Origin of the sequence: Candidatus Formimonas warabiya, from assembly GCF_002777255.1 — a bacterium.
GTDB lineage: Bacteria > Bacillota > Dehalobacteriia > Dehalobacteriales > Dehalobacteriaceae > Formimonas > Formimonas warabiya.
On the sequence record NZ_CP017634.1, the window covers coordinates 6,294,577 to 6,313,351 of the forward strand.

The window sequence follows — 18,775 nt, forward strand, 5'->3', positions numbered from 1 at the left end:
TAAAAAAGGAGGTGTGGAGAAGCTTAACAGAAGAAAAAAAGAAAAAGATTGTTAAAGAAAGTCGATGTTGTTGTTCAACTATTCGTAAGGAGGGGTAAAAATGAATAATGGGAATCCCAAACCAATATATGCCAGGGTAAACAACATGGTGTTTGCGATTTCTGTACTGGCCTGTTTGCTATTTTATGGGCCCATGGTCGTATTCCAAAAGTCGGCACAGGGCGCGGTTAATCAGGCTATGTACGTCATTACCCACAACACGGATTGGGTATGGGAATTTGTGGTATTCGGGTGCCTGGTGTTTTTAGCCTGGTTGGCTTTAGGCCGCTACGGTAATGTGAAATTAGGGGGAGCTGACGATAAACCGGAATTTTCCACTTTTACATGGGTATCGATGATGTTTTGCGGCGGTACAGGTGCCAGTCTTGTCTACTGGGCATTGATTGAACCAATTTACTATCTTCAGTATCCGCCGTTCTGGTTGGAACCTTTCTCCCCGCAATCTGCCCAATATGCTTTGGCTTACGGCATCTTTCATTGGGGCTTCAGTGCCTGGGCCACCTTCGGCGTTCCGGCTGTTGCCTTTGCCTATATGTATTATGTGCGTAAAAGGCCTTTCCTTTATCCCAGTTATGCCTGCCGGGGAGTTTTAGGAAACATGGTTGACGGGTGGGTCGGGAAGGTCATTGATGCCCTCGTAATTATCGGCATGGTTGGAGGGATGGCGACTACGCTCGGTTTTGTGATCCCCATGCTCTCCGATATTTCTTCCAACTACTTCGGTATTGCAGACACCATCGGCTTTAAACTGGTGGTGTGCTGTCTTTTCTCCTGCGTTTATTGCTGGAGCTGTTGGAATGGTTTAAAGGGAGGAATCGCCAAACTGGCGGATTTCAACATGTACTTAACCTTTATTTTGCTTGGTTTCGTGATGCTTGTCGGGCCGACCGCTTTCATGTTTTCTTTGTTCGGCGACAATATTGGGGTATTATTGCAGAGTTTTCTGCGCATGAGTTTTTATACAGACCCCATCACCAAGTCAGGGTTTCCTCAGGACTGGACTGTTTTCTATTGGGCCTGGTGGCTCTCCTGGGCCATTTACGTAGGTCTGTTTGCAGCGAGAATCTCCAAAGGACGTACCCTGAGGTCCCTGATTATGAACATGATTTTTTCCGCTACAGGTGGGTGCCTGCTCTTTTATTTAGTATTTGGCAGTTATCAGGTTGACGCCATATTGAACCAGGGAGCTCAGATTGCGGACATTTTAAAAGAACAGGGCGGCCCTGCTGTTGTCAGCAATTTTTTAAAAACGCTGCCTCTTGATGCACTGGTCATTCCCTTCTTTATCTTTACCATGGCGGTTTCTTCAGCCACCGGCCTGGATGCCGCTTCCTTCACGATGGCGAATATGACTTGTTATGAGATTCAGGACGGCGTGGAGCCACCGAAATGGATTCGCATGTTCTGGGCCCTGATGATCTTTTTTGCCGCGATGGCATTACTTTTAGTAGGTGGCATGGACGTCGTGCAGTTGTCCTCGGTCTTAACATCGGTACCGGAGCTGTTCCTGCTGGTCATTCTGGCTATTTCTACGACCAAATGGCTTCGAGAAGATTTTGGATCTCCAGAGCCTTTAATAACAGATAAATATCAGGAAAGTGCCGGTACACAGTCTGTATTTATACCAGAAGAATCCCAAGTGAAGAACGTCTAGCAATCTTATTGATATTTGCATGGGAATAGGACCAAAGGTAATTCAGATCGTTTTTTGGCCGGGGCAAATGTCCTTACGGTAAAATGAGCTCGGGTGCTTCAGAAAGAGAGGAGAAAAAATTGGAAGTGTCATTGCATTCCCAGCATGTCATTATGATCATAGGTACCCTTTTATTGGTTGCCTGCATCGGGTTTTACTCAGGGAAAAAGGTTATGGGAAACAGTGATTTTTCTCACGGGGGAAATAAAGCCGGAGTCAGTATTGTGACGGGTACGATAATGGGAACCCTGGTAGGGGGAGCATCTACCATCGGAACTGCCCAGATGGCATTTGTCTGTGGTTTCTCTGCCTGGTGGTTTACCCTCGGGGCAGGCATCGGCTGTTTTTTTCTGGGCACCTTTTATGCCAAACCCATGCGTGATTCCGGGACTCAAACAATCCCCCAATTGTTGTTTCATGTCTATGGCGAACAGGCCGGCCTGTTTGCGGGTGTTTTTGCTTCCCTAGGCATGTTCCTCAATATTGTGGCCCAGGTCATTGCCCTGGTTGCCCTTTTGTCTGCCATGTTTCATCTAAGTACCTATGCTTCAGCCGTTCTCGGCATCGTTTTAATGGCCTGTTATGTTTCCTTCGGCGGTGTTTGGGGTACAGGAATGGTGGGGATGGTGAAAGTGGCCCTGCTCTATTTTACCGTGTTACTGGCCGGGACTTTTGCCTATGTTTTCATGGGAGGAATTACCGGGGCCCATCAAGTCTTTCCTTCTTATCCCTGGTTTAGTTTGTTTGGGCGAGGATGGGAAAAAGATTTTTCTGCCGGGTTTTCTTTGGTGGTGGGAGTATTGTCCACCCAGACTTATTTTCAGGCGGTATTGGCGGGACGGGATCTCAAGACTTCCCGCCGGGGTTGCTGGCTCAGTACAGTTTTAATTCCCCCCATCGGCATGGCGGGAATTTTTATCGGTCTTTTTATGAAGGCCCATTTTCCAGAAATAAACCCGGCAGAGGTTTTTCCCTTGTTTGTGATCAAATTCCTGAACCCCTGGTTGGGCGGGGTCGTTTTGGCCACCCTTCTGATTTCCGTGATCGGAACTGGTGCCGGCCTTTCTTTAGGGATTGCCACCATCTTATCTCATGATATCTATCAAAAGTACTTCAAACAACAAGCAGATGAAAGGGCCATCTTGAAGCTGACCCGAGCTTTTATTTGCCTGGTTTTGGGTTTGGCCTTGCTTTTTGTCTCCGGAAACCTAAAATCTCTCATCCTGCAATGGAGCTTTTTATCCATGGGATTAAGGGGGGCCACCTGTTTTATTCCCTTGACGGCAGCTTTACTTACGAAAGGCAGGGTAGCTTCATGGGCAGGAACCTGGGCGATTGTGACAGGACCCCTAGTAGTCATTGCCTGGGAGCTCTTCTCTCCTTTCCAGATAGATTCATTGCTGATCGGCATTCTCGCCGCTTTATTGATTTTTGTCTGGGGGACGGTCTGCCGGAAAATCAATAAAGATGGGCAGGCCCTGGAAAGCGCGGATAGAAAGGATTTTTCGCTAAAAGGAAGACAATAGAGGGAAAAAGAGATCCTTTTCCCTCTATTGTCTTAAGGTTGCAACCAGTCTTTTCGGGTGAATCAGTAAATCTAATGCGTCCAAGATGTTTCGCACCATAACGTCGGCATCGATGAGACACTTGGCGCAGGTTCCCTCATCTCCCAAGACTGCAATGCCTAATGCAGCACTGGCCAGCATCTGCCTGTCGTTTGCGCCGTTTCCCACGGCAACCACTTTTGACGGACCGAGAGTTTGAATGAAATTTTCTTTTTGCGGTCCGCCCGGGCATGAATTGTCCAAAAGCTGCAGGGTACAGGGGATCCCCTCACATTCTGCGGCGCAGATTCCAAACGTATCGGCGGTAATGATGTGGATGGTGAGATCCTGAGCGAGAAAATTCAGTTTTTCTCTCACATGTGGCTTTAAATGCCCGTCAACGGCTAGTGTCCCGTTGTAATCTAAAACCAAATGTTCCAGTGTTAATTCCTGCCCGGCAGGGATTTTTATTTTTATCATCCGCTTCTCCGGCCTCCTTTTTTCTTTTGCTTCCTTCATTATAGCATAGAAGGGCGATGAGAATGCGAACGACAGAAAGCGGTTGAAAAAGTCGGCCGGAATTCTTTAAGGGAAATCCCGGCAGAAAGGATAGGCAATATTTTTACAATTATTAATAATAATTATTATTACTAAAATTTTTTTACCTTTTACCAAAATCATGCAGGAATTAGTGAACTATTGGTGAAGATAATATAAATACAATGAAAGGAGCTGAAGTCCATGGATCCAAAAGTTTTTCACAAGATTAGCTACGGCCTTTACGTGATCGGTTCAACAAGAGAAGGAGCCTTCAACGGCCAGATTGCCAACACCGTTTTTCAAATCTCTGCCGATCCTGCCACGGTAGCCGTTAGTATTAACAGAAACAACCTCACCAATGAATTTATTAAAGCCAGCAAAGTTTTTTCTGTGTCCATTTTACCAACAACAGTCGCGCTGGATTTTATCGGACATTTTGGCTTTAAATCGGGAAGAGATATTGATAAATATCAAAAAGTGTCCTTTAAACCGGGTGTTACCGGGGCGCCGGTTCTGCTGGAACAAACCGTAGGCTATCTGGAGGCGGAAGTAATTGACAGCATTGAGGTGGAAACCCATACCCTATTTATCGGCAAAGTGATTGATGCGGAGGTGCTAAGCACTGAAGAGCCCATGACCTATGCGTACTATCACCAGGTGAAGCGAGGCTCTGCCCCCCCGACGGCTCCTACCTACATAAAAGAAGAGAAAAACGTGGAAAATAAACCAGAAGGAACAAAGGAGGATCCTAAAATGAAAAAGTATCAGTGCACCGTATGCGGATATGTTTACGACCCTGCCCAAGGTGATCCCGATTCCGGCATTGCCCCGGGAACAGCCTTTGAAGATATTCCGGAGGATTGGGTTTGTCCCGTTTGTGGCGTAGGAAAGGATCAATTTGAACCTGCCGAATAAAATCGCGTGTTTGAGGTGTTGAAATGAAACCTGTACAAGTGAAAGAAAACATCTATTGGGTGGGAGGGATCGATTGGGATATTCGGAATTTTCACGGTTACCTAACCCAAAGAGGCACAACATATAATGCCTATCTCATCATCGACGAAAGAATAACACTGGTTGATACGGTAAAGCATTACTTGTTTGATGAAATGTTAGCCCGCATCTCAGCCATCGTTGACCCGGGGAAAATTGACTATGTGGTGTCCAACCATGTGGAAATGGACCACTCAGGAGGTCTGCCCCGGTTGATGGCAGTGACCCCGCAGGCAAAAATCTTTACCTCGCCAAACGGGGAAAAAGGATTGAAAGCGCACTATCAGGGGAATTGGGATTTTCATGTTATGAAATCAGGAGAGACCTTAAGCCTGGGAAAAAGGACCCTCACCTTCGTCCATACGCCGATGGTGCACTGGCCGGATAATATGACCAGTTACCTGGCGGAAGAAAAAATTTTATTTTCCAACGATGCTTTTGGGCAGCATATTGCTTCCTCTGAACGCTTTGACGACCAGCTCCCTTTGGATATCATTCTGGAGGAGGCTGCCAAATACTATGCCAATATTGTCCTCCCTTATGGCAGCCAGGTTCAAAAAGCTTTGGAAGCTGTGGGCGGCTTAGAAATTGACGTGATTGCTCCCAGCCATGGTCTGATCTGGCGCTCCCATATCCCGGCCGTGCTGCGGGAATACCGGAACTGGTCAGCTAATGAAACGGAAGACAAAGCGGTCATTGTCTATGATTCTATGTGGGATTCTACGGAGAAGATCGCCTATGCCGTTCAGGCTGCTTTTGAGAACAAGGGCATCAACACCCGGATGATGAATCTAAAGACCAATCATATTTCCGATATTATGACCCAAGTTCTCACGGCTAAATATATTTGTGTGGGGTCACCTACGCTCAATAACAACATGATGCCCACAGTTGCAGCATTTTTAGCATACTTAAAAGGGCTGGCGCCCAAAAAGCGGGTCGGATTGGCTTTCGGTTCTTATGGCTGGGGAGGACAAAGTGTGGGCCTGGTGGAAGAGGTGCTTAAGAGTCTGGGCTTTGATCTCATGGAACAGGTGCGCATCCAGTACATTCCTGATCGGGAACAATTAGAGGAAGTAAGGAAAAAACTTGAGGAGGGAATCTGATGACCAATTTGAGAGATCTATATAAGTGCAGCGTCTGCGGCAATGTGGTGGAAATCGTTCATCCGGGCGCGCCGGCTTTAGTGTGTTGCAATCAACCCATGGAAAAATTGGAAGCGAAAACGCAAGATGCGGGAAATGAGAAGCATGTTCCTGTGATAGTGCCGGGGGAAGCAGGAATTGTGGTGAAGGTGGGCAGCGTGGAGCATCCCATGGAAGAGAAGCATTCCATCCGGTTTATTGAAGTATTGACAAAAGAGCAAGTGCTGCGGGCCGAATTAGTGCCGGGCCAGAAGCCAATGGCGGAATTTCCCGTAAAACAGCCGGAAGTAATAGAAGTAAGAGAATATTGCAACATACATGGACTCTGGAAGAAGTAAATGATCACTTAGGGAGGTATGAAAATGAAAGACCTGAAAGGAACAAAAACGGAAAAAAACTTATGGGAAGCTTTTGCCGGGGAATCCCAGGCGAGGAATAAATATACCTATTTTGCTTCCGTAGCGAAAAAAGAAGGCTATGAGCAAATTGCCGCATTCTTCCTGGAAACCGCAGACAACGAGAAGGAGCACGCCAAAATCTGGTTTAAAAAATTGTATGGCATCGGATGTACAGAGGATAACCTGAAGTCAGGTATTTCCGGAGAAAATGGGGAGTGGACTTCCATGTATCCCAAGATGGCTGCGGAAGCACGGGAAGAAGGATTTGAGGACATTGCCAAGTTGTTTGACGGGGTAGCAAAGATTGAAAAAGAGCATGAAGAACGATATGCCCAGCTTCTGAAAAATATCCAGGAAAGCAAAGCCTTTAAAAAAGACAATAAAGTAGTCTGGAAGTGCCGGAACTGCGGCCACATTCATGAGGGAGCGGATGCTCCGGATGTCTGTCCGGTCTGCGCCCATCCCAGAGCCTATTTCGAGGTACTGGAGAAAAATTATTAATCCGCATATCATCTGAACCTATTCCAAGACCCCCATCCAGATCCATAGATGGGGGTTTGTTCATCAGCTGGCTTGGGAAGGAAGGGGTAGACATGGAAGACAAAATTCGGGGAGGCCTCTACGGTGTGGCGGTGGGCGATGCTTTAGGGGCGACGGTGGAGTTTTTGACTCCCCGGGAGATTAAAGAAAAGTATGGCCGTCACAGCGAAATGATCGGCGGCGGGTGGTTATCTCTCAAACCGGGTCAATTTACCGATGATACTTACATGACTATGGCTGTGGCAGAAGGACTCTTAGCTGATCCGGACGATCCGGTTGGTAAAATCGGGGCAGGGTTTATGAGCTGGTTCAGGTCTAATCCCCCGGATGTAGGGAATACCGTCCGCACGGCCCTGACCTGCTTTGCTGAAACGGGCGACTGGGAAAAGGCCGCCCGTGAGGCGAGAAGACTGCTGCACGGGCGGGTGGGGAGCAATGGCTGCCTCATGCGCACTTTGCCTGTTACCTTTGCTTATCTCCGGGACCCGGGCAAAATGGCGAAAATGTCCCGAAAAATTGCCGCCATGACACATCAGGATCCGGAGGCAGAAATGGCGTGTGCCTTTTATAACCGTTATGCTGCCGAACTGGTTGGTGACCAAAATAAAGAAGGTGCTTTGAGAACTGTTTTAAAGGAACTGGAAGCAGATTTTAAAACGTGGGGCACAGAAGAACTTTACGGGCGTTTGGTGCGGGTTGCCTCTTTACGAAAACAAGATTTACGTGCCAGCGGATATGTGGTAGATACCCTGATTGCCGCCCTGAAAGTGTTTTTGGCTGGTGATGATTTTGAGAATACTGTTGTAGAGGCAGTAAACCTGGGTGATGATACGGATACGGTCGGTGCCGTAACAGGGGGGCTTGCCGGTGTGTATTATGGATTTGGCCGCATTCCGCAACGATGGCTGGAGCCTCTCAAATACAAAAATAGAATGGACTATATTGTAGAAAAATTCTTAAAAACGTCTTAAGTGCAATAATTGAACCCTTGTGATAGATTATGAGGAACAACATGGAAGGTAAATTTCACTAAATATAGAATATTTATATCATACGACTGTTGGACGAATAAGCAATAACTTTATTCCCTCCAGGAAAATTGGGAGGAATAATCATGTACTTTCAGTATGTTCCTTTTATTTGGACCCTTTTGGCTTCTACCCTGGTCATTTTGGCCCTGGCGATTTATGCATTGCAGCACAAGGATGTCAAGGGAGCAGTTCCTTTCAGCATCTGTATGTTCTTGACTGCCCTGTGGTCGGGGAGCTATGCTCTGGAATTAGCCGGAACGGACCTCTTTACCAAACTTTTTTGGACCAATGTCCAGTGCATCTCCTATAGTTTTGCTCCGGTGCTCTGGTTGATTATGGTGTTCCGGTTTATTGAACGGGATCACTGGGTAACCAGGCGAAATATCCTGCTTTTGCTCATCCTTCCCTTCCTCACGGTGATCCTGGCCTGGACCAATAACCTGCACGGTTTGATGTGGCAAAATGCCCGGCTGGATATCAACGGCCCTTTTCCTGTGGTAGCCAAGACCTTTGGACCCTGGTTTTGGGTCATCGCCGCTTATTCATATCTGCTGAATATTCTATCCGAGTCTTTGCTGGCCTTGTCCCTACGCAGAAAATCCGCTTTATACCGGGAGCAATCCCGGGCTCTGTTTATCGGTCTGGCCTTACTTTTTATCCAAAATGCCCTGTATATTTTTGGCATTCATCCCGTTCCTCGCTATGACCTGACCCCGGTGGTGGCGGGTGTGTCCGGGCTTTACATTGCCTGGGGCATCTTTCGCTACAGGCTGTTTGATATTGTCCCGGTGGCCCGGGAAAACATCATCGAAAACATGGACGACGGCCTGATCGTGCTGGATGCCCGGAACAGGATCGCGGATATGAACCGTACGGCAAAAACCATCTTCGGCCCTCCGTCCATCCGGGCAATTGGACAGAAGGTGGAAGCCTTCTTTAAAAACCAACCGGCTTTCGCGGAAATAAGCTGCGGCAGGGAGACGCTGCCCAGAGAACTGGTGATACAGAATGAGAGCGATCGGAAAACATTCGAGGTATCTTATTTATCTCTGCAGGACAGGCGGGGAAAACATAACGGGCTGACCATCATATTCCATGACGTGACCGAGCGGCGGCTGGTCCAGGCCCGGCTGCTGGGGCAAGAGAGGGCGCTCGCCATGTCGGAGGAGAGGGAACGGCTGGCCAGGGATCTGCATGACAACCTGGGACAGATCTTCGGATTTATCAACATCCAGGCCCAGGCAATAAAGCATGAGCTGGCAAGCGCCGGAATCGGCATAGCCTCCCATAAGCTGGAAAGACTGGTTGAGGTGGCCAAGTCGGCCCACCAGGAAATGCGGGAATACATCCAAAACGTAAAAATCACTGCGGCAGCTGAAAAGAATTTCGTCTCTGCCGTAAAAAAGGAAATAGAGCAATACATAAAACAAACCGGCATCGAGGTAAAGCTCCGGATCTCGGACGAGCCGGTGATCGAAGGACTGGAGCCGAATATTAAACTTCATATGATCAATATTGCCAAAGAAGCCCTGAACAACATCCGGAAGCATGCCGAGGCAAAGCAGGTATCCATTGAAGTCAAAGTTGCCGGGAGTGAAATTTTTGCCCGGATAGAGGATAACGGCAAGGGCTTTGATGTTATGAAGTATGAAAAAGAGCCGGCACACGGCTTTGGATTAAGTATCATGAAGGAACGCGCGGGGGAAATAGGAGGGGACATCAGGATTGACTCCAACCCCGGAGAGGGCACGAGGATTTTGCTACGTGTTCCACAAAGATAGGGGTGAAGGAAAATGAAAGTGATGCTAGTGGATGACCATTCGCTTTTCCTGGAAGGGCTCCAGTACCTTCTGGAGACCCATGGCATCGAGGTGGCGGGTACGGCGGGAAACTGCACTCAGGCCATGGAAAGGGTACGCACGCTCAAACCCGACGTGATCTTGCTGGATATCGAGATGCCGGGGGGCAGCGGGCTTGACGCCATACGCCCAATAAAACAGGAAATGCCGGAGGTAAAAATAGTGCTGCTTACTTCCTTCAATGACGACGAAAACCTGTTTGAGGCCGTGAAAAGAGGGGCCAACGGCTACCTACTGAAGAACCTGAATGCGGAGGAGCTTATCGCTTTGCTGCACACCCTGGAACAGGGAGAAGCCCCTTTGTCTCCCGGACTAGCTGCCCGGCTGCTGGAGGAATTTGCCCGCCAGGCGGCAGAAAAAAGGCAGGATTCCTTGATAGACAGGGAGGAAGCCGCAGGACGGGAGGAGCGGGTCGGCAAACTGACCGGGCGGCAGAACCAGGTGCTCAACCTGGTGGCGCAGGGCATGTCCTACAAAGAAATCGGAGCGGTCCTGGGCTTAAGCGAGCGCACCATCAAATATCATATGGAGCGGATACTTGAAGTGCTCCGTCTGGAAAACCGGGCCCAGGTGATCGCCCATGTCGCCCGGGAAAGCTCCATCCGAGTCGACAAGATCAAATAGTTGAGATTAAATCAAGCTGGCGGTTCAGAAAGGTATAAACGACTTGTTCTTCTGTATATACTAATTTTGAAAAATATGGTAGCATATAATTATTGAGTACGGAGGCGGTATTTATGGGAGAGGCTTCAATAGCATCTAGTATTCATTCAGAGGTAGATTTTATTAAAAATCAAATTATTTCAAGCTATAATCCTTCAAAAATAATATTATTTGGCTCGTATGCAAACGGAACTGCTACTGCAAAAAGTGATATAGACCTATGTATAATAAAGAATACTAATAATAAAAGAAAACTATTACCTGATATGTATCTGAATATTGAGAGCAAAAAACCCTTTGATCTACTTCTTTATACAGAAGCGGAATGGAATGAATGTATAAATGACACTTCCAGTTTTGCATACCTAATTAATAAGAAAGGAATTGTCATATATGGTTGATAGTAAACGATATCATGATTGGCTTGAAAAAGCGAAAAGAGATATAAAATCAGCAAAGATATTAAAACAGAATGACTGTGGTAACGATGTTGTTGCTTTTCACAGCCAGCAAGCTATAGAGAAGTCATTAAAGGGTTTTTTGCTTAAGCACACTGGGCAGGTTGCAGAAGGGCATAGCCTTATTTACTTGTGCAAGGAAGCTACCAATTATAATATTGAATTTAAGAAAAGTTTAAAAAATTGTGCTTTTGTAAATCAGTATTATATCGAAACACGTTACCCGGCTGATAATCCACTTAATGTACCAAATGAAGAAGCTGAAGAATGTATAACAATTGCAGAGGATATTTATAAATTGGTAATGGATAGTATTTCTGATTGAAATATTACTTCTGTGAAAAGCAGGTGTGATATTTTTTTGACTTGGCAGATGATTAGGACATTTACTTTACAACGTGCATCCGTTAAGTAAATCGAATATAGTTTTCCAGAAAAGTACAGTCATAGGTGCAATATGACTGTACTTTATTTTTTGGACCGACTGTACCTGGGGACATTGTAAATGAAATGGCCAAAGTTATATTCTTTAAGTGAAAAAGAGCATCTGGTAAATGTATGCAAAAATACATGATAAGGCGGGGATATGGCATGAATGTCTTACTGGTAGACAACCGGGTCCTCTTCCTGGAAGGATTGCAGAGCCTCTTGCAGTCTAACGGAATCAAAGTGGCGGGTATGGCCCTGAGCGGTCCGGAAGCCCTGGAAAAGACCCGGCTGCTTGGCCCGGATGTGGTTCTGATGGACGTCACCGGCACCGGGCAGGACCGGCTGGAGGCCATCCGCCGGATCAGGGCGGAAAACCCTGCGGTCAAAATCATTGTTTTTGCGGACAGTGATGAAAACCTGATCGCCGCCGTGCAAAACGGGGCCTGCGGCTACCTGCTCACCAGCATCGAGGGCGGGGAACTGCTGCAGAAGCTGGGCGACCTGGAACGGGGCGAGGTCCCCTTCTCCCCCGGCTTGACCGCCCGGGTACTGGAGGGCATTGCCCGGCTGGCGGCGGAAAGGGAGCGGGCCGGTCCGATGACAGAGAAGGTACAGGTTGTGCCGGCAGCAGAGAATGGAGAAGCTGTACAGCTCACCGCCAGGCAGCAGGAGATCTTGGGCCTAGTGGCCCAAGGGCTGACCTACCGGGAAGCGGGGGAAGCCGTGGGGCTAAAGGAGCGTACCGTTAAGTACCATATGGGCAGGATTATGAAGCAGGTGCATCTGAAAAAAAGGGAACGGGTGATCGCCTATGCCCTGAAGAAAAGGCTCTGAGTTACAGTCCATATCAACGAGAATAGACTCGGAGACTTAATTTAACAAAGACTAGTCTGTCATCGCAAGGAGGAGTAATTAAACACCCCATCCTGTCATCGCGAGGAGCGATAGCGACGTGGCGATCTCACAGGAGAGATTGCTTCGCTGAACGCTCGCAATGACAAATGGGGGCTCCAATGACAAGCGGTGGGAGTCTCCGCATGTACAAAACGATCAATAGGAGGGGAAGACCATGTACGGATATGAAATAAGAAAGAATCTTTTTCCCCGGACCGGCCCGGTTTTGGTGGCGGCAGTATTGCTCTGGCTGGCCTGGGGCGGGCTGTGTCCAAATGCTGCGCTGGCCTACAGCGGCGGCGACGGCTCATCGGGCGATCCGTATCAGATCAACACAGTGGCCAATCTGGAGCAGGTCGGGACGGACGCGGCCAACGGGGAGACCGACGGCAAATATTATAAGCTGATGAATAACCTCGACCTCGGCGGCGTGGCAAGCTGGACGCCCATCGGCGCGGAAGCGAGCCATCCGTTCAGGGGTAACTTCGACGGTAATAGCCATGTGATCCGGAATTTGAGCATCGGAGGCACGGGAGGAGCAAATATCGGGTTATTCGGTTATACTTCCCCAACTGCCGAGATTAAAAACCTCGGATTGGAAAACGTAGATATCGACCTCGACAATGGGCAATATGTCGGCGGGCTGGCTGGGCAGAATAAGGGAAACATCAGTGGTTGCTTTGTCACCGGAAAGGTGCGTACCGGTAATGGAATCGTCATCGGCGGCCTGGTCGGCTTAAATTACGGCGGTAGAATTAGCCACAGTCATTCTACCACTGATGTGGCCGGGACTGCTATTGTCGGCGGCCTGGCTGGAGGCAACACCTTAGGCAATATCAGCGACTGCTGTGCTACCGGCAACGTGAGTGCTACCAACTACCCAACCGGTGAGACCGGGGCCGGGGGACTGGTAGGTGCTAATTCGGGTGGCACTATCAGCGGTTGTTATGCTACCGGGAATGTCAGTGGCCAGGGTGACGGCGTGGGAGGCCTAGTGGGCGGTAACGGAAATGATGATAGCACCGGCAGTCAAGGCAATATCAGCAACTGCTATGCGACAGGGAATATCAGCAACACCGGCACCGGCACTGGCGGACTGGTGGGAGGTAATGATACCGGCTCCACCATCAGCAACTGCTACGCTACTGGGACTGTCAGCAGCACCGGACAGGGTTCTGGCGCTCTGGTGGGCGGTAACAGCGGCATCATCGGCAGCAGCTCTGCCCTTACCGGTGGTCCCTCGCTGGTGGGCTATAGTGACGGTACCGTTACCGGTTCCTCGTTGAAGTCCTCCGCGAATCTTAGAAAACAGGCCACATTCAGTGGCTGGAACTTCAATACCGTCTGGGGTATCATGGAAGACAGGGGCTATCCCTATCTGGCAGGAGTTACCGAGGCTCCCGCCGTTATCGGCACTAGCCCGGCTGATGGGGCTGCCGGCGTCAGTTCGGACCAGTTTATCAGCATTACATTCAGTGAAAAGATTCAGGCCGGGACCGGCATTAATGGTGTTACTTTTAATGGTATCGCCATCGGATACGATTACAGCATCAGCGGGAACGTGCTCACTATCAATCTTGCTTCCAGCTTGGAAGATGGCGACTATACCGTAACCGTTCCTGCGGCTGCCGTGGAGAGTCTCCAGGCTGTCCCCTTGGCAGCTGACTACAGCTTTAGTTTCACCACCAGCCCGCCCGTCCAATATACCCTGACTGTGATCAAAGTAGGTAACGGCACGGTTACCCCAGACATCGGTGACCATCTCTATGATGAAGGAACGGCAGTACACCTGGCCGCCGAGCCCGCCCCCGGCTGGACCTTCAGCGGCTGGAGCGGGGATGTGGATGCCGGCGGCAGCACCGTTGCCATGGACGGGAATAAGAACGTCACCGCTACCTTTGTAGAGAATGCCGTTACCCACACAATTACCGCCAGCGCCGGGACCGGCGGCTCGATATCCCCTGAGGGTGAGGTCCTGGTAAATGACGGGGCCAGCCGGGCATTCAATATTCAGGCCGGCAGCGGTTATATCATAGTAGATGTCCTGGTGGATGGCATCTCGCAGGGACGGATAAGCAGCTATACCTTTAGCAATGTTACTGCCGACCATACCATCGAGGCCAGGTTCGAGAGCGGGTTTGAGATTACCGCTAATACGAGTTGGAGTGCCATCACCGCCGGCTCCTGTCCCGGCGGGCAACCCGCCCTTTCGGATACGGTAATAATACAAAATAATGCTACACTGACGGTTGATGTTGTTGATGGTCTGGCAGGAACAATTCAACTGGGCGGAGCAGGAGCCTCCGGCGGTGCCGGGACTCTACGCTTCTTGGCCGGTAAGACCATCACGGTAAATTCACTGCTTTTTGGTAATGGAGACAACGCCGGTAACGTCGATATGTCTGCCGGCGGTACGCTTAAAATCAGCGGGTCAATAACCAACATTAACTACTATGGTACCTGGATTCACGGGACCGGGACCGTGGATTATTGCGGCGGAGACCAGACCGTCCAGGGCAGAAATTACTATAATCTGGTTACCAGCGGCAGCGGCACCAAGACCCTGACCAATGATATGGCGTCAATTTATGGAAACCTTACTGTGGGGTCAGGGACCACTCTGTACCTGGATAACTCTTCCGCCAACCATAATACCCCAACATCAACTGGGACATTGACTCTCCAGGATAATGCCACTTTGCTTATTAACAGCGGAAATTTATTCCCGGCGAATTATATTACCTATAGTCTGGCTTCCGGAAGCACCGTGAACTATAACCGGCTGGGTATTCAAAATATCGCCGCCCGGACCTATGGCAACCTGACCACCAGCGGCAGCGGTACCAAGACATTGCAGGGTAACACGGTGGTAAATGGTAATTTGACCATCGGCGCCGGAACGACCCTGGATACCAGGCAAAATTACGGCTATTCCCTGACCGTCAGAGGCGACTGGACTAATAACGGAAGCTTCACCGCCTGGACCAGCACAGTTACCCTGGACGGCGCCGCCATCCATTCGCTCGGAGGCTCGGCTGTCACTTCATTCAATAATCTGACGCTTTCCGATACCGTTAATGCCAGTCAGAACTTTAATGCCGGCGGCAGCGGCACTGGAGCACTGACGGTCAACACCGGCGCCGTTTTAAATCCCGCGGCGGATGTAGTTATCAACGGCAGCGGGCCGCGCGGTACCTTGACCGGTTCCGGGACGATCAAGGTCACCCGGACCACCGGTCAGCAGCATATGTACAATCAGTACTATATGAGCACCTTCTCCCTGACCGGCCTGACGGTAGAATACGCCGCCTCCGGTAACCAGGATGTCTGGTATCCGGGTAATAGCTACGGCAACCTGGTACTGAGCAGCGGCGGTACTAAAAAACCGCTCTGGCCCCTGACCGTGTACGGCAACCTGACCATCGGCGGCGGCGTTACGCTGAACCAGAACGGCATGGATATAACGCTCGGCGGCAACTGGACCAATAACGGGAGCCTCACTGCCTCGAACAATGCAGTTACTTTGAACGGCGCCGGAGTCCAGGAAATGACCGGATCGACTACCTTCCGGAGACTGACTCTGAACAATGCCGCCGGTCTCACCATTCACAGCGATGTGACAATAACCAATACGCTTACCTTAACCAGCGGTAAGATTACTACCGGGACTAATAAAGTCATATTGTCATACGCTTCGGGTACAATATCCGGCGCTAACAGCAATAATTACATCGTGGGCGGTTTGCAGAAAATTATCGCTGCCGGAGCTACGACACGCACTTTCGAAGTCGGTACGGCTACCAACTATAATCCGGTGACCGTAGCCTTCGGGAACGTCGCCACAGCAGGAAACCTGGTTGTCAAAGCCACAGCCGGGGACCATCCAAATATTGGTACTTCCACCATCGACCCGTCGAAGAACGTCAATGTCTACTGGACGCTCATTAATTCAGGTACTGTCTTTGATAGCTTTGGCGCCATCTTTAACTTTACCGCCGGGAATATCGATGCCGGCGCTAGCACGGGCAGCTTCATTATCGGGAAATACGACGGGTCTGCCTGGACATACCCGGATATCAGTGCCCGGAATGCTACCAGCACCCAGGCCACAGGGATGACCTCCTTAAGCGATTTTGTTCTGGGTGAAGGCCGGGAAGGAGATATCACCGCCCCGGAAGTAGCAGACAGTACGATCAGAACCAGCGGTCTTTCGGATACGTCAGTAACTTTGAGCTGGAATAAAGCAACGGACGACGTCAGCGCTCAATCGGCTTTGCAGTACATGGTATACCGCTCGGATTCGAATCATATAGACACGGTGGTGAATATAGAGGCCAACGGCACGGCCGTCGGCTCATACGCAGCGGACATCAATACAAAGCAAATCACCGGACTGACAGCCGGCACAACCTATTACTTCAATGTCGTCGTTAAGGACGAAGCCGGAAACAAGACGGCATATACCATGAAGGAGGTGACTACCTGCGCATCCATAGATGGTGGCGGCCTCAACTACGAATCCGCCAATTGGGCCATCACCCCCAGCATGGCGGTATACGACGAGCACCTCTATACCGCCTGGGTAGAAAACACCAATGAGCATACCCAAATCAGAGTGAAAAAATATGACGGAGCCGCCTGGAGCCCTGCGGACAGCGGCAGCCTGAACATGGATTCCGGCAAAAACGCCTATAATCCGGTATTGTGTGGATTCAACGGTTCCTTATACCTGGCCTGGTATGAAGATCCGGGCAGTAACAAATTATACCAGGTCTATATCAGGAAATATGCCGGGGGAACGAGCTGGGATGAGGGTGTTAAATTGAGTTACAGCGATTATAAAGCATTTAACGTCAAGCTAAAAGTTTATGACAATACCCTTTGTGCCGTTTGGGTAGAGAACAATGGAACCAGGAACCAGATCCGGGCCAAAATGACATCAAATGGAAGCGCTTGGGAGACGGCAGACGGTAATAATACCTTAAATTACAATCCGGCTGATCACGTCACCATTCCCAGTGCAGAAGTGTACGACGATGCCCTTTATGTGGCCTGGAGTGAAAAAGGAAAGATCAGATTAAGAAAATATGACGGAAGCTGGAGCGGCGCAGATGACGGAAGCCTCAACTATGACGACAGCAAAACCGCCCACGTGCCCATTTTGTTAAACAACGGCAGCTTATATCTCATCTGGCTGGAGCAGAATGCTTCAGACATCTACCAGGTCAGGGCGCAAAAATATAACGGCACCTCCTGGGCACCTGCAGGCAGCGACAGCTTGAATGATGATGAAAGCCAGGGGGCATCCATGCTGAACGGCACCGTATATCACGGTACTCTTTATGCCGCCTGGACGGAAAACGGAAAAGTGAGAATCAAAACCTATGATGAAGATGAAGAAACATGGGTACCGTCAGGTGACGGAAATATCAATTATGATGCGTCAAAAGCCTCCTCCGGGCTCACATTTATGGAGTACCAGGAAAAACTGTACATCTCCTGGAAGGAAAGCAATGAGAGCAGCGTAGAGCAAATCCGGGTAAAGGTATACCAAGGGGGTGAATAAACATGGCTGAAGGTACATTAAGGGACGTAGGGGGCGGTTTCTGTGCCGCCCCGCATAGGAAAGGAATGAATGGGCGGATGGAAAAAGAAGCAGCCAAGAAACCATGGGAAAGCCCCCAAATCATAGAGATAGAGATTAAGATGACCCAGCTGGGCGGGGGATTTGGTGGGTTTGACCTGTTCGAACAAGAAGAAGAGACTGATGTGGGTTCATAAGTCAATTGTCCTAAGTACAGTCATATGGTGCAAATATGACTGTGCTTTTTTTTTTGGGCCGACTGTACCAATAGACGTTGTAGGGGAAAACAGGTAAATTATATGCTTTAAATGGAAGAGTAGTACGGAAAAAACAAGGAGTGGGTGAGATTGAAAGAAACCGGATTTAAAATGATGATCAAGCTTTTATCCTTTATTCTGACTCTAGCTGTGATGTCCGCGGGGCTCCCGGAAACGGCGGCATATGGGGTGGGTTATTCGTATATCACCACCGTGGCCGGTACGGGGAGCGGCGGCTATGACGGCGACGGGGGACCCGCCACCAGCGCGAAGATTAATCAGTCCTACAACGTGACAGTGGACAGCGCGGGCAATCTCTACATCGCCGATAGTTGGAACCACCGCATCCGCAAGGTGGAGGCCGGCACCGGTATCATCACCACCGTGGCCGGTAATGGAACCAATGCCGCCGGTCAAGGAGATATCGGCGAGGGGGGCCCTGCCACCGGCGCCAAGCTCAGTTATCCCGAGGATGTGGTGATCGACAGCGCGGGCAATCTCTACATCGCCGATTCGGGCATCCACCGTATCCGCAAGGTGGAGGCCGGCACCGGCATCATCACCACCGTGGTCGGTACCGGAGGCAAAGGCTATGACGGCGACGGGGGGCCCGCCACCGGCGCCAAGCTGGACCGTCCTTGCGGCATGGCAATGGACAGCGCGGGCAATCTCTACTTCGCCGATTCG

General features: G+C 49.7%; 15 protein-coding genes and 1 pseudogene. 15 read left to right on the forward strand and 1 reads right to left on the reverse strand.

Going from position 1 to position 18,775, the window contains the following annotated elements; all coding sequences use genetic code 11:
- The first annotated feature begins 100 nt into the window (after positions 1–100).
- Both DCMF_RS28370 and DCMF_RS28375 read left to right on the forward strand, forming a co-directional pair.
- The gene (locus DCMF_RS28370) at positions 101–1,714 is read left to right on the forward strand and encodes a BCCT family transporter (RefSeq protein ID WP_148137565.1); all 1,614 of its coding nucleotides are present in this window, start codon (positions 101–103) and stop codon (positions 1,712–1,714) included.
- Positions 1,715–1,839: 125 nt separating this feature from the next.
- Positions 1,840–3,279: a sodium:solute symporter family protein gene (locus DCMF_RS28375; RefSeq protein WP_236860372.1), complete on the forward strand. Its 1,440-nt coding sequence runs from the start codon at positions 1,840–1,842 to the stop codon at positions 3,277–3,279.
- Between the two features lie 24 nt (positions 3,280–3,303).
- On the opposite strand, the gene DCMF_RS28380 is transcribed toward DCMF_RS28375, so the two are convergent.
- Positions 3,304–3,777, reverse strand: a complete 474-nt coding sequence (locus DCMF_RS28380; protein ID WP_148137567.1) for an HAD family hydrolase — start codon at positions 3,775–3,777, stop codon at positions 3,304–3,306.
- Positions 3,778–4,038: 261 nt separating this feature from the next.
- Here DCMF_RS28380 and rd point away from each other — a divergent pair, with 261 nt between their 5' ends.
- The 13 genes and pseudogenes from rd to DCMF_RS30585 all read left to right on the forward strand — a co-directional run.
- Complete coding sequence (gene rd, locus DCMF_RS30290; RefSeq protein WP_148137568.1) at positions 4,039–4,752, forward strand: rubredoxin; 714 nt, start codon at positions 4,039–4,041, stop codon at positions 4,750–4,752.
- Positions 4,753–4,775: 23 nt separating this feature from the next.
- Positions 4,776–5,936: an FprA family A-type flavoprotein gene (locus tag DCMF_RS28390; protein ID WP_148137569.1), complete on the forward strand. Its 1,161-nt coding sequence runs from the start codon at positions 4,776–4,778 to the stop codon at positions 5,934–5,936.
- Positions 5,936–6,313, forward strand: coding sequence for a desulfoferrodoxin (locus DCMF_RS28395; protein ID WP_148137570.1), 378 nt, complete (start codon positions 5,936–5,938; stop codon positions 6,311–6,313). The genes DCMF_RS28390 and DCMF_RS28395 overlap by 1 nt, the downstream gene beginning before the upstream one ends.
- 24 nt (positions 6,314–6,337) lie before the next feature.
- Positions 6,338–6,874: a rubrerythrin gene (gene rbr, locus DCMF_RS28400; RefSeq protein WP_148137571.1), complete on the forward strand. Its 537-nt coding sequence runs from the start codon at positions 6,338–6,340 to the stop codon at positions 6,872–6,874.
- 92 nt (positions 6,875–6,966) lie between these two features.
- On the forward strand, positions 6,967–7,884 hold the full coding sequence (locus DCMF_RS28405) for an ADP-ribosylglycohydrolase family protein (RefSeq protein ID WP_148137572.1): 918 nt from the start codon (positions 6,967–6,969) through the stop codon (positions 7,882–7,884).
- 143 nt (positions 7,885–8,027) lie between these two features.
- Positions 8,028–9,725 carry a sensor histidine kinase gene (locus DCMF_RS28410; RefSeq protein ID WP_148137573.1) on the forward strand — a complete coding sequence of 566 codons (1,698 nt, stop codon included), beginning with the start codon at positions 8,028–8,030 and terminating at the stop codon, positions 9,723–9,725.
- 12 nt (positions 9,726–9,737) lie between these two features.
- Entirely contained in the window at positions 9,738–10,427 is a 690-nt protein-coding gene (locus DCMF_RS28415; RefSeq protein WP_148137574.1) for a response regulator, read from the forward strand.
- Between the two features lie 113 nt (positions 10,428–10,540).
- Positions 10,541–10,867: a nucleotidyltransferase domain-containing protein gene (locus tag DCMF_RS28420; RefSeq protein WP_148137575.1), complete on the forward strand. Its 327-nt coding sequence runs from the start codon at positions 10,541–10,543 to the stop codon at positions 10,865–10,867.
- Positions 10,860–11,249 carry a HEPN domain-containing protein gene (locus DCMF_RS28425; RefSeq protein ID WP_148137576.1) on the forward strand — a complete coding sequence of 130 codons (390 nt, stop codon included), beginning with the start codon at positions 10,860–10,862 and terminating at the stop codon, positions 11,247–11,249. Before DCMF_RS28420 ends, DCMF_RS28425 begins: the two co-directional genes overlap by 8 nt.
- Before the next feature lie 266 nt (positions 11,250–11,515).
- The gene (locus DCMF_RS28430; RefSeq protein WP_214658971.1) at positions 11,516–12,187 is read left to right on the forward strand and encodes a response regulator; all 672 of its coding nucleotides are present in this window, start codon (positions 11,516–11,518) and stop codon (positions 12,185–12,187) included.
- Positions 12,188–12,422: 235 nt separating this feature from the next.
- Positions 12,423–17,813, forward strand: a complete 5,391-nt coding sequence (locus DCMF_RS28435) for a beta strand repeat-containing protein (RefSeq protein WP_148137578.1) — start codon at positions 12,423–12,425, stop codon at positions 17,811–17,813.
- 2 nt (positions 17,814–17,815) lie between these two features.
- A complete protein-coding gene (locus DCMF_RS28440) occupies positions 17,816–18,028 on the forward strand; it encodes a hypothetical protein (RefSeq protein ID WP_148137579.1) in 213 nt (70 codons plus the stop codon).
- A 213-nt stretch (positions 18,029–18,241) separates the two neighbouring features.
- A pseudogene (locus DCMF_RS30585) lies at positions 18,242–18,613 on the forward strand (hypothetical protein); the annotation flags it as partial.
- Positions 18,614–18,775 lie beyond the last annotated feature (162 nt).